At 57.3% G+C, this 12,201-nt stretch carries 11 protein-coding genes; 7 read left to right on the top strand and 4 right to left on the bottom strand.

The features are described 5' to 3' along the window. Positions 1-158 precede the first annotated feature (158 nt). Entirely contained in the window at positions 159-998 is an 840-nt protein-coding gene (gene galU, locus F8N49_RS19395; protein WP_024013124.1) for a UTP--glucose-1-phosphate uridylyltransferase GalU, read from the top strand. 129 nt (positions 999-1,127) lie between these two features. Continuing rightward, a complete protein-coding gene (gorA, locus tag F8N49_RS19390; RefSeq protein ID WP_151552176.1) occupies positions 1,128-2,486 on the top strand; it encodes a glutathione-disulfide reductase in 1,359 nt (452 codons plus the stop codon). Here the strand turns inward: gorA and F8N49_RS19385 are convergent. After that, positions 2,483-3,499, bottom strand: a complete 1,017-nt coding sequence (locus tag F8N49_RS19385) for a DNA-binding protein (RefSeq protein WP_151552174.1) — start codon at positions 3,497-3,499, stop codon at positions 2,483-2,485. The two genes, gorA and F8N49_RS19385, sit on opposite strands and share 4 nt — an antisense overlap. A 176-nt stretch (positions 3,500-3,675) precedes the next feature. Here F8N49_RS19385 and F8N49_RS19380 point away from each other — a divergent pair, with 176 nt between their 5' ends. From F8N49_RS19380 to ahpF, 3 genes are all read left to right on the top strand, one after another. Further along, positions 3,676-4,614, top strand: a complete 939-nt coding sequence (locus F8N49_RS19380) for a site-specific integrase (RefSeq protein ID WP_151552172.1) — start codon at positions 3,676-3,678, stop codon at positions 4,612-4,614. 137 nt (positions 4,615-4,751) lie between these two features. Beyond that, positions 4,752-5,315 (top strand): alkyl hydroperoxide reductase subunit C, encoded by a 564-nt coding sequence (gene ahpC, locus F8N49_RS19375; protein ID WP_016774916.1) that lies wholly within the window; start codon positions 4,752-4,754, stop codon positions 5,313-5,315. A 124-nt stretch (positions 5,316-5,439) separates the two neighbouring features. Next, complete coding sequence (ahpF, locus tag F8N49_RS19370) at positions 5,440-7,002, top strand: alkyl hydroperoxide reductase subunit F (RefSeq protein ID WP_130929737.1); 1,563 nt, start codon at positions 5,440-5,442, stop codon at positions 7,000-7,002. 252 nt (positions 7,003-7,254) lie between these two features. On the opposite strand, the gene gloA is transcribed toward ahpF, so the two are convergent. Next, entirely contained in the window at positions 7,255-7,776 is a 522-nt protein-coding gene (gene gloA, locus F8N49_RS19365) for a lactoylglutathione lyase (protein WP_151552170.1), read from the bottom strand. A gap of 137 nt (positions 7,777-7,913) precedes the next feature. Between gloA and F8N49_RS19360 the strand changes: the two genes are divergently transcribed. Beyond that, complete coding sequence (locus F8N49_RS19360; protein ID WP_073476659.1) at positions 7,914-8,432, top strand: DUF4946 domain-containing protein; 519 nt, start codon at positions 7,914-7,916, stop codon at positions 8,430-8,432. A gap of 215 nt (positions 8,433-8,647) precedes the next feature. Here F8N49_RS19360 and F8N49_RS19355 read toward each other — a convergent pair whose 3' ends face one another. Beyond that, positions 8,648-9,013, bottom strand: a complete 366-nt coding sequence (locus F8N49_RS19355; protein WP_016774912.1) for a histone-like nucleoid-structuring protein, MvaT/MvaU family — start codon at positions 9,011-9,013, stop codon at positions 8,648-8,650. Between the two features lie 227 nt (positions 9,014-9,240). Further along, positions 9,241-10,776 carry an EAL domain-containing protein gene (locus tag F8N49_RS19350; RefSeq protein ID WP_151552168.1) on the bottom strand — a complete coding sequence of 512 codons (1,536 nt, stop codon included), beginning with the start codon at positions 10,774-10,776 and terminating at the stop codon, positions 9,241-9,243. Between the two features lie 351 nt (positions 10,777-11,127). Between F8N49_RS19350 and hppD the strand changes: the two genes are divergently transcribed. Further along, positions 11,128-12,201, top strand: a 1,074-nt coding sequence (gene hppD / locus F8N49_RS19345) for a 4-hydroxyphenylpyruvate dioxygenase (RefSeq protein WP_016774910.1), incomplete at its 3' end; no start/stop codon positions are given.

Below are 12,201 nucleotides of genomic sequence, written 5' to 3'. Positions count from 1 at the left end.
AGCTACTCTGACTCCGCCGCTGAAATACCCGGATGGAACTATCCGCGCGAATATTTCTCTATGTTGGCATCGGTTAGCCAGCGCGGGGCATTGTAAGGCGCACGCCGCCTGATTAGACTGCCTCGAAACTCGTACACACAGCCTTTTCAAGGACTTATATGATCAAGAAATGCTTGTTTCCAGCAGCCGGTTACGGCACTCGCTTCCTCCCAGCGACCAAAGCCATGCCTAAAGAAATGCTGCCGGTGGTAAACAAGCCACTGATCCAGTACGGCGTTGAAGAAGCACTGGACGCGGGCCTGACTGAGATTTCCATCGTCACCGGCCGTGGCAAGCGTGCTCTGGAAGACCACTTCGACATCAGTTACGAGCTGGAAAACCAGATCAAGGGCACCGACAAGGAAAAGTACCTGGTCGGCATCCGCAAGCTGTTGGACGAGTGCTCATTCTCTTACACCCGGCAGACCGAAATGAAAGGTCTGGGTCACGCGATCCTGACTGGCCGCCCGCTGATCGGTGACGAACCGTTCGCCGTGGTTCTGGCGGACGACCTTTGCGTCAACATCGACGGCGACGGCGTGCTGACCCAGATGGTCAAGCTGTACAAGCAGTTCCGCTGCTCGATCGTCGCTATCCAGGAAGTCGATCCGCAGGAAACCAACAAGTACGGCGTAATCGCTGGCGAAATGATCCGCGACGACATCTACCGCGTGCACAGCATGGTCGAGAAGCCAAAGCCGGAAGACGCGCCGTCGAACCTGGCGATCATCGGTCGCTACATCCTGACCCCGGACATCTTCGACCTGATCGAGCAGACCGAGCCAGGCAAGGGCGGTGAAATCCAGATCACCGACGCCCTGATGAAGCAGGCCCAGAACGGCTGCGTGATGGCCTACAAGTTCAAGGGCAAGCGTTTCGACTGCGGTGGCGCTGAAGGCTACATCGACGCGACCAACTTCTGCTTCGAAAACTTCTACAAGACTGGCAAGGCTTACTAATAGCATCTGCCTCGTCTGCAAAAGAAAGCCACCTTCGGGTGGCTTTTTCATTTTCCGCCCTTATATGGATGGCAGTGCTTGCCCAATGGATGACTGCGGGTATGCTGATGGCCTGCCGAGGAGATAGAAATGGCCTACGATTTTGACCTTTATGTGATTGGTGCCGGTTCCGGCGGTGTGCGAGCTGCGCGGTTTGCCGCCGGCTTCGGGGCGAAAGTGGCGGTGGCCGAGAGCCGTTACCTGGGTGGCACCTGTGTCAACGTCGGTTGCGTGCCGAAAAAGCTGCTGGTCTACGGCGCGCACTTTGCCGAGGACTTCGAGCAGGCGTCCGGTTTCGGCTGGAACCTGGGCGAGGCCAACTTCGACTGGGCCACGCTGATCGCCAACAAGGATCGCGAGATCAATCGCCTCAACGGCATTTATCGCAATCTGCTGGTCAACAGCGGCGTGACCCTGCACGAGGCGCACGCGAAAATCGTCGGGCCGCACGAGGTTGAGGTCAACGGCGAGCGCTTCACCGCGAAAAACATTCTGATCGCCACCGGGGGCTGGCCGCAGATCCCTGAAATCCCGGGGCATGAGCATGCGATCGGTTCGAACGAGGCGTTCTCCCTCAAAGAGTTGCCCAAGCGTGTGCTGGTGGTTGGCGGCGGTTATATCGCCGTCGAGTTCGCCGGGATTTTCCATGGTCTCGGCGCCAACACCACGCTGCTGTATCGCGGCGATCTGTTCCTGCGTGGTTTCGATGGGTCGGTGCGCAAGCACCTGCAAGAAGAATTGACCAAGCGCGGCCTCGACCTGCAATTCAATGCCGACATCGCACGCATCGACAAACAGGCCGACGGTAGCTTGAAAGCGACGCTCAAGGATGGTCGTGTACTCGAAGCCGATTGCGTGTTCTACGCCACCGGTCGACGTCCGATGCTGGACAATCTCGGCCTGGAAAACACCGATGTGCAACTTGACGACAAGGGCTTCATCAAAGTCGACGACCAGTATCAAACCACCGAGCCGTCGATTCTGGCGCTGGGCGACGTCATTGGTCGCGTGCAGCTGACACCGGTCGCGCTAGCCGAAGGCATGGCTGTGGCGCGGCGTCTGTTCAAGCCGGAGCAATACCGCCCGGTGGACTACAAGATGATTCCGACCGCCGTGTTCAGCCTGCCGAACATCGGCACAGTCGGTTTGAGCGAAGAAGAAGCGCGCGATTGTGGCCACGAAGTGGTCATTTTCGAAAGTCGCTTCCGGCCGATGAAGCTGACCCTGACTGACTGTCAGGAGAAAACCCTGATGAAGCTGGTAGTCGACGCCAAGACCGACAAGGTGCTTGGCTGTCACATGGTCGGCCCGGACGCTGGCGAGATCGTGCAAGGTCTGGCGATCGCCTTGAAGGCCGGCGCGACCAAGCGCGACTTCGACGACACCATCGGGGTGCACCCGACGGCCGCCGAAGAGTTCGTCACCATGCGTACGCCGGTCAGCGCTTAAGCGTCTTTCGCTTTGGTCGAGTCTGGCGCTGCCGCAACAGTAGCCGCCAGACGCTGGCTGTCCTCAAGGCTCGCCTGAGCCTTGAGCAACTCCTTTTCCAATGACTGATTGAGCTGCGTCTGTTCGTCGACGCTCTGCTTGAGCGCCTGGCTTTCCAGCGTCGCGACGCGCAGACGTTCCTGGAGGAGGGTGCGCTCGCTGTCCATGCGCGTCGCCTGCTCGAGCAATTGATCCTGCCGCTGATTGCTCTGCTTGAGCTGATCCTGCAACAAGTTCAGCTCGCGCTGGGTGCCACGGTTTTCGGTGAGCAGGCGTTCGTTGTCGCGGTGCAACTGTGTGATCTCATCCTGACGCACCAACGCGCTCTGCTGGGCTTGACGCAGTTCGGCCTGGATCTGCTGGATTTGCCCTTCGTGGCGGGCCTGTTCCTGCTCGCGCTGTTCCTTGGTGGCGTTACGGTAATGCTCCAGCGCATCGCGGGCGTGCAGGTGTTTTTCTTCCAGTGAGCGGATCTGTTCGTCCTTGTCCTGCAAGCGCAATTCGAAATCGGCCAATGCCTGGTTGAGGCCGGCATTGCGCGTCTGTTCGGTTTGCAGCATCGAGCGGGTGTTGCTCAGCGCTTCGGATTCGCGTTGCAGCGCGGCGCCTTGAATGTCGTGGTCGTGTTCGAGTTTCTCCAGCGCCTGGCGAACCTGTTTCAGTTCGGTTTCCAGTGCTTCCCGTTGCTCTTCGAACTGTTCGCGGGCTTGCTCGATGGGCTCCTGCGCCTGTTCTTTCAGACGCTGGGCGAGGCGAGAGACGAGGGCGGTCAGCTCATCATCGATCGGTTCTGCAGGCGCTTCTGCTGGTTGTGCGCCGTCATCCAGTTCTTTCAGATAGCGATGGATCGTGGTTTTCGAGCCGGTGTTGCCCATTTCGATGCGTACTGCATCGATGCTTGGGTGTTCGCCGCGAGCCAGGATCGCTGTGCGCGCGATTTGCACCAGTGCTTTGGTAATGCCGCCACGGGCCATGAGAACTCCTACGGTTACGTACTGTGGTACATGCCACTAAAGTACGCAGTGTACCATGCTGAAAATATAGGTAAATATTTGAATTAAAACACGCGGGATATACTGGTATTACCCAATGTCAGGCGGCAAAATGCGCACCAGCATGAGCGAACCCGTACACAAGCGAGAAAACTGCCATGAGCGACATCGATCGATATCTGCAAGCCGCCACCCGGGACAACACCCGCCGTAGCTATCGCATGGCCATTGAGCATTTCGAGGTGACGTGGGGCGGATTTCTCCCGGCTACTGCTGACAGCGTTGCGCGCTATCTGGTGGAGCACGCCGGGGTGCTGTCGATCAATACCCTCAAATTGCGCCTGTCGGCGCTGGCGCAGTGGCACAACAGTCAGGGCTTTGCCGATCCGACCAAGGCGCCAGTGGTGCGCAAGGTGTTCAAGGGCATTCGTGCTTTGCACCCGGCGCAGGAAAAACAGGCTGAGCCGCTGCAACTGCAGGATCTGCAGCGCGTGATCGATTGGCTTGAGCAGGAGGCGCAGACGGCCCGGGAAGAACAGGACCGCCCGACCTTGCTCAAGGCGTATCGGGATCGCGCGCTGATTCTGTTGGGCTTCTGGCGCGGCTTTCGCAGCGACGAATTGTGCCGTTTGCAAATCGAGCATGTGCAGGCGAGCGCTGGCAAGGGCATCACTCTGTATCTGCCGCGCAGCAAGGGCGACCGGGAGAACCTCGGGCAGACCTACCAGGCCCCGGCGCTGTTGAAGTTGTGCCCGGTGCAGGCCTATATCGATTGGATTACAGAGGCTGCGCTGGTACGCGGCGCGGTGTTCCGCAGCATTGATCGGTGGGGCAATCTGAGCGAGGAGGGCTTGCACGCCAACAGTATCATTCCGCTGCTGCGCCAGGCGTTGCAGCGCGCCGGGATTGCCGCCGCCAACTACACCAGCCATTCACTGCGGCGTGGCTTTGCCACATGGGCGCATCAAAGCGGCTGGGATCTTAAATCGCTGATGAGCTACGTCGGCTGGAAGGACATGAAATCCGCCATGCGCTATGTTGAGGTCAGCCCATTCCAGGGAATGGCTCGGATTATGGATAAGCCGGATCAAGCGTAGAGATCGTTTTCTTCTATTAATACAGTCAGCTAATAGCGAAAACAAATCAGCAGTATCAGGTTTGCCAATGAGCCTTCCGTCGAGTGAGTGGGTAGGATTCACCCATCAACTTCATAACCCCTGACGGAGAGTCATCGATGCCTATCATCAACAGCCAAGTAAAACCGTTCAAAGCTACCGCGTTCAAAAACGGCGACTTCGTTCAAGTCTCGGATGCTGACTTGAAAGGCAAGTGGTCCGTAGTGTTCTTCTACCCAGCCGACTTCACCTTCGTTTGCCCAACCGAGCTGGAAGACCTGGCCGACAACTACGCTGAGTTCAAGAAGCTGGGCGTGGAAATCTACAGCGTTTCGACCGACACCCACTTTGCTCACGCTGCCTGGCACAACACTTCGCCAGCCATCGGCAAAATCGAATACACCATGATCGGCGACCCGACCCACGTCATCTCGCGCAACTTCGACGTACTGATCGAAGAAGCTGGTCTGGCTGACCGTGGCACCTTCGTGATCAACCCTGAAGGCCAGATCAAAATCGTTGAACTGAACGATGGCGGCGTTGGCCGTGACGCTTCCGAGCTGCTGCGCAAGATCAAGGCTGCTCAGTACGTCGCTGCACACCCAGGCGAAGTTTGCCCGGCCAAGTGGAAAGAAGGCGAGGCCACTCTGGCTCCGTCGCTGGACCTGGTCGGCAAGATCTAAGTCTGTGACATGCAACGCAGGGCGGCACGCCGCACCTTCTTAAGTTAGCTGCACCGCCCAATAAAAATGCCCGGGCGAGATTCGCTCGGGCTTTTTTTCGCCTCAAATAAAGGAAATCGCCCGTATGTTGGACGCCAATCTTAAAGCCCAGTTGAAATCGTACCTGGAACGGGTCACCCAACCGATCGAGATCGTTGCATCCCTCGACGACGGTGCGAAATCCCGTGAAATGCTGGACCTGCTGAAAGACGTTGCCAGTCTTTCGAGCCAAATTACCCTGATCGACAGCGGTGACGATGTTCGCAAGCCATCGTTCTCGATCAATCGCCCTGGAGCCGACATCAGCCTGCGTTTCGCCGGTATTCCAATGGGCCACGAATTCACCTCGCTGGTGCTGGCCCTGCTGCAAGTCGGCGGCCACCCGTCGAAGGCCAGCGTTGAAGTCATCGAGCAGATTCGCTCGCTCAAAGGCGAGTTCAGCTTCGAGACTTACTTCTCGCTGTCTTGCCAAAACTGCCCGGACGTCGTCCAGGCGCTGAACCTGATGGCCGTGCTCAACCCGAACATCCGCCACGTCGCCATCGACGGCGCGCTGTTCCAGGACGAAGTCAACGATCGCAAGATCATGGCCGTGCCGAGCATCTACCTCAACGGCGAAAACTTCGGCCAGGGCCGCATGGGCCTGGAGGAGATCCTCGCCAAACTCGACACCGGCGCGATTGAGCGTCAGGCCGAGAAAATCAGCGCCAAGGAAGCCTTTGACGTGCTGGTCGTCGGCGGTGGCCCGGCCGGTGCTTCGGCGGCTATTTATGCCGCACGTAAAGGCATCCGCACTGGTGTCGCGGCTGAGCGTTTCGGCGGCCAGGTGCTCGATACCATGGCCATCGAGAACTTCATTTCCGTGCAGGAAACCGAAGGGCCGAAACTGGCCACGGCGCTGGAAGAACACGTCAAGCAGTACGACGTCGACATCATGAACCTGCAACGCGCCGACAAGCTGATCCCGGGCAAGAACGGCGAGCTGCATGAAGTCCGCTTCGCCAGTGGCGCGACCCTGAAAGCCAAGAGCGTGATTCTCGCCACCGGCGCACGCTGGCGCGAAATGAACGTTCCGGGCGAGCAGGAATACCGCAACAAGGGCGTGGCGTACTGCCCGCACTGCGACGGCCCACTGTTCAAAGGCAAGCGCGTGGCGGTGATCGGCGGCGGTAACTCCGGCGTTGAAGCGGCCATCGATCTGGCCGGTATCGTGTCGCACGTAACGTTGCTGGAATTCGACGTACAACTGCGCGCCGATGCTGTGTTGCAGCGCAAGCTGCACAGCCTGCCGAACGTCACGGTGATCACCAGTGCGCAAACCACTGAAGTCACCGGCAATGGTGAGAAGGTAAACGGTCTGCGTTACAAGGATCGCACTACAGATGAGCTGCGTACGGTTGAGCTGGAAGGCATCTTCGTACAGATCGGTCTGCTGCCGAACACCGATTGGCTGAAGGGCACCATCGAGCTGTCGCCGCGTGGCGAGATCATTGTCGATAATCGTGGCGAGACTTCGATCTCGGGGATCTTCGCAGCGGGTGACGTGACGACTGTGCCGTACAAGCAGATCGTGATCGCAGTGGGCGAGGGCGCCAAGGCTTCGCTGAGTGCGTTCGATCACTTGATCCGGACTTCGGCCCCGGCGTAACTGCCAGGTCGAAAACTAAAAAACCCATGAGCGATCATGGGTTTTTTATTGCGCGTGGAAAGCCACCCCTCACCCCAACCCTCTCCCGAGGGAGAGGGAGCCGACCGAGGTGTCTGAAGTCATCCATCGACCTGAGAGAGCCGGTCGATTATGGATTCACCGCCAATCGTTCAAGTCGGCGTAATTCTCCAACATCCCGCAATCAGTCCCCTCTCCCTCTGGGAGAGGGCTAGGGTGAGGGGCTTTCAGCTTTTACAGCGGCGCAGGCTGAATGATTTCGACCCAGTAGCCATCCGGATCCTTGATGAACGCCAGGCTCTTCATCCGGCCATCGGTCAGACGCTTCTGGAAATCGCAACCCAGCTCTTCAAAACGTGCACATGCTGCAACGATATCCGGCACTGAGATGCAGATGTGGCCGAAACCGCGCGGGTCGGTGTTGCCGTTGTGATAGGCGAAGTCGGCATCGTTTTCGGTGCCGTGGTTGTGGGTCAGTTCGAGAATGCCCGGGATCGATTTCATCCATTCGGTACGCGCGGCGGCGTCGGCCGGGATCTGCGCTTTGTCGACCAGCGCGAGGAAGTACAGGCTGAATTCGGCTTCCGGGAAATCGCGCTTCTCGACCAGCGTGAAACCCAATACGCGGGTGTAGAAATCCAGCGACTTGGTGATGTCCTTCACGCGCAGCATGGTGTGGTTGAACACGAAGTTGCGGGTTGCGCTGTCTGGCGTGGCGGTCACGCCGGGAAAAGTGTTCAGTTCGTTGAGGCTCATGGGCCCTCCAATGACAATGGGCGAGTGAATGGGCGCAATGATACGCATGCCCGCCGGCATCGCCAAATGCAAGGCGGGCTTGCCCTGCGCGAAGGCGGGGCTCAGACTTTGCTTTCTATCCATGAGTGCGTCCGGCAATGATCCGACTGTTGAAATCCGTGTTTGTTTTTTTTGCTTTGTCGTCGGCTGTGGTTTTACCCGTAATGGCCGAACCAAGTATCACTTGGCCGACGGGCTGGGAGGTTGAAGCATTGCCGGAAACCGCGCCGCCAGTCTCGCGGCAACGGGCGGTGAAGCTCGATGCTGATGGCAATCAGGTAATGGTGATGGAGTTCACCATGACGCAAGTGGAGGCGGGGCATCAGGTCAATTTGCAAGGCGTGCTGCTGGAAATGCGCAAATCGATCCAGAAGGATTTCTTCCGCAGTGGTTATCAGAGCGTCTGCAACAGAATTCATCCTGCTGCGCTCGGCTCATTGTCGGGGCTGGAGACGACCTGCACGGTCACCGAGAACGGTCGACACGTATTATCACAAACGTTGGTGGCAGCTGTGGAAACAGACAAGGCTTACGTACTTTCATATGCCGGTCAGGCCGACGTTTATAAGGCGAGCGCCGACGATATAGAAGCGGCGCGCAACAGCCTGAAATTATAAACGTTCGTACTAACTCGCAGCAGTTCGCTTACCGGAAGGGATTAAGCACATAGTTTGATCAAGCGCTCGAGGTAACATCGCGCAGCAAAATGTTTAGCCTGATGATTCAGAAGCGTTACACAAATTTCCAACTTGTTCGATGAAAATCATTTCATTTGTTAGATATTGTCAATAAAAAAGCCCTGCATCAGGCAGGGCTTTTTGTTGGCGTCAGATTAACCGCGCAACCATGAATCCACGGTGGCTGCACCGTACTGCTCTTTCCAGGCTTTCAGACCGCGATGGTTGCCGCCCTTGGTTTCGATCAGCTCGCCAGTGTGCGGGTTCTGATAAACCTTGACCACGCGGGCGCGGCGGGTCTTGGGCGCTGCGGACTGCTGCAGACCGGACTTTGCCGGGTTTGGATCAAGGATGGCGATGATGTCTTTCAGGCCTTTGCCATAGGTTTTCATCAGTCCCTGGAGCTTTTCTTCGAATTCGATTTCTTTCTTCAGCCCGGCATCGTTCTTCAGCGATTCCAGCTGTTTGAGCTGTTCCTGAAGGGCCTTTTCAGCTGCGCGAAATTCAGCGAGTCTGGACAATATCTTTACTCCAATAGTGTGTTTGGCTGATACCAACCGCAAACAAAGCTATAAGCCAAGAGCCTGGAAGCGACTCGGTGATAATTGGCTCACCTGCCAGTCTGGCTCAGGTTGAAAAAATTGTAGTAGTTAATGCGACAAGAGTAAATCCTGATGTTGTCGCCATGTAACAACAATGACTTTTTGTATCAATTTGGTGCGGTTGTTCGGCGGGCAGTGTCGGCGATTTAATGATGAGTTAATGCTTCGAGGAAATCAGCGCCAGGCATCGGTCTACCGTACAAATAGCCCTGCAAAAAGTTAACGTTATGCTCGGTCAGGTAATCAGCCTGGGCCTGAGTTTCGACACCTTCGGCAACAATGCCCAAGTCCAGTTTGGCCGACAGTTCAATGATGGAGTCGAGAATATGCCTCGATAACGCGTCTACACCGATCATGGCCACGAAGCTCTGATCGATCTTTAGAAAGTCGACGTTGAAGGTGCGCAGATAACCAAGGCTCGAGTGCCCGGTACCAAAGTCGTCGATTGCGATTTTTACTCCCAGTGCATGCAATTGCTCAAACAGCTGAAGCGTGATGTCGCTCGGCTCGACCAGTTCGCGCTCCGTCAATTCCAGTACCAGTTCGACGCTGCCTGGCGCAAATGCCGCCAGGAGGTCACGACAATCCTCGACCAGTTCCAGATCCTGGCAGTGGCTGGCGCTGATGTTGATGCCGATATGGAAAGGCTTGGCGAAGTTCACAGAGTGCGGTCCCAGCAGGGCCGCAGTCTGTTGCATCAGTGAGCGGGTCATCGGCACGATCAGGCCTGAGTGTTCGGCAAATGGAATGAAAAGGTCCGGGCGTACCAGCCCCTCTTTCGGGTGATTCCAGCGCATCAGCACTTCAGCGCCCGACCACTGCTTGCTGTCACCGTGAACCACGGGCTGGAAGTAAGGAATGAATTCCCCGGCCTCGAGTGCGCGCATCATTTCGTGGCTGGGCGAGGTCGATCGCTTCTGAACGAAGTGGCCAATGGCACCGGAGATTGCACCGAAGAAAATCAACAGACTGAACAGCGGAGGATATTCAGCCGCCATGTAACGCCGGACTTCGCCCTGGGGGAAACCCGCCGACACTTTGAAGCCGTAACGCTCGGATTCCAGCAGGCTGTACGCGACCGGCGGGGCAGGCAGTGATCCCTGATGAACTTTGCCGTCGGCGGACAGCCAGTTATCGCCCACTTGCAACGTCAGTAATGTCTGGCGGCCGATCAGGCGCAGGATGTTGCTCAAGTGATAACCATCCAGTGTGGTCAGTGCGCCACCGCGACCGTCGCTGAGACGGTAGATCAACAATGCCGTATCAGGCGTCACCGGATTGCCGTTCATCAACCACAGTTTGCCTTGATGATAGTCCCCGGCATTGACGGCTTCCTGGAACGCCCCGAAGAGTGAGCTGCAGTAGAGATTGTTGTCCCAGACCAGATTGGTCGAGCGCACGAAGGGGCGGCGGGTCACTTGTTCGCGCAGGGCCAGTTTCACCTCTTCGCAATTTTTCCCGGCAAGCGGCAGCAAGACCCGAGCGGCTTCTGCCGTGTTATCGAGCATCAGATCGAACTGTCGCAGCGCTTGTTCGGCCGTTTCCCCGGCACTTTGCTGCAGTGTGCGTTCTGCCTGCATATAAAGAATCCCACTGCCCAGTACGATCGGCAGCAGACCGCTGAGCACAGTCACGACGATGCGGGTCCTGCGTTTGCGGCGGGGTCTGCGGGTCAGCGGCATGGACACATCCTGTGGCGTCGAAGTCCGGCCCGATAAACAATTGAGCCAGAGGGGAGAATAGATCGCAGATGGCTCTTGCGCCGTACGAAAAAAAGCGGATTTTATACAGAGGGCAGACAGGTCCCGTTACGCTGTGTAGAATCGATTTACGCATACAATAATAATCGTCTTCTGGCAGCAGAAGCCTCGCCCGCAAGAGCCTTGGGTCGACAATGAAGATATTCGGGTTCCAACTGATCTACGGAGACTTCCTCGCGCGCAGCGTGCGTGGCATCTCCTGTGCGCCTCCCTCTACATCACTTTCCTGACAAATAACCCTGGTTAATTGATAAGAAATGATGAGGCGTCACCATGGCAGATTTATACGAAAACCCAATGGGCCTGATGGGCTTTGAGTTCATCGAGTTCGCAGCGCCGACTCCCGGCACGCTGGAGCCGATCTTCGAGATCATGGGCTTCACCAAAGTCGCGACCCACCGTTCCAAGAACGTGCACCTCTATCGTCAGGGCGCGATCAATCTGATCCTCAATAACGAACCCAACAGCGTCGCCTCGTACTTCGCCGCCGAACACGGCCCGTCCGTTTGCGGCATGGCGTTTCGCGTCAAGGATTCGCAGAAAGCCTATTCCCGCGCACTCGAACTCGGCGCTCAGCCGATCCATATCGAAACCGGTCCGATGGAGCTTAACCTGCCGGCGATCAAAGGTATCGGCGGCGCGCCACTGTATCTGATCGACCGTTTCGGCGAAGGCAGCTCGATCTACGACATCGACTTCGTGTTCATCGAAGGTGTTGATCGCAACCCGGTTGGCGCCGGCCTGAAGATCATCGATCACCTGACCCACAACGTTTATCGCGGTCGCATGGCCTACTGGGCGAACTTCTACGAGAAGCTGTTCAACTTCCGTGAAATCCGTTACTTCGACATCAAAGGCGAGTACACCGGCCTGACCTCGAAAGCCATGACCGCACCGGATGGCATGATCCGCATCCCGCTCAACGAAGAGTCGTCCAAAGGCGCCGGGCAGATCGAAGAGTTCCTGATGCAGTTCAACGGCGAGGGCATCCAGCACGTTGCGTTCCTCACCGACGACCTGATCAAGACCTGGGATCAACTGAAGAAAATCGGCATGCGCTTCATGACCGCGCCGCCGGATACCTACTACGAAATGCTTGAAGGTCGCCTGCCAAACCACGGCGAGCCGGTCGATCAGCTGCAATCACGCGGCATTCTGCTCGACGGTGCCTCGGAGCAGGGCGACAAGCGCCTTCTGCTGCAGATCTTCTCGGAAACCCTGATGGGCCCGGTATTCTTCGAGTTCATCCAGCGCAAGGGTGACGACGGTTTCGGCGAGGGCAACTTCAAGGCTCTGTTCGAATCGATCGAGCGTGACCAGGTGCGTCGTGGTGTGCTGACCACTGAG

This window comes from Pseudomonas sp. GXM4 (assembly GCF_008923895.1).
Taxonomy (GTDB): domain Bacteria; phylum Pseudomonadota; class Gammaproteobacteria; order Pseudomonadales; family Pseudomonadaceae; genus Aquipseudomonas; species Aquipseudomonas atacamensis.
This window is presented reverse-complemented; position numbering and strand designations above follow the sequence as displayed.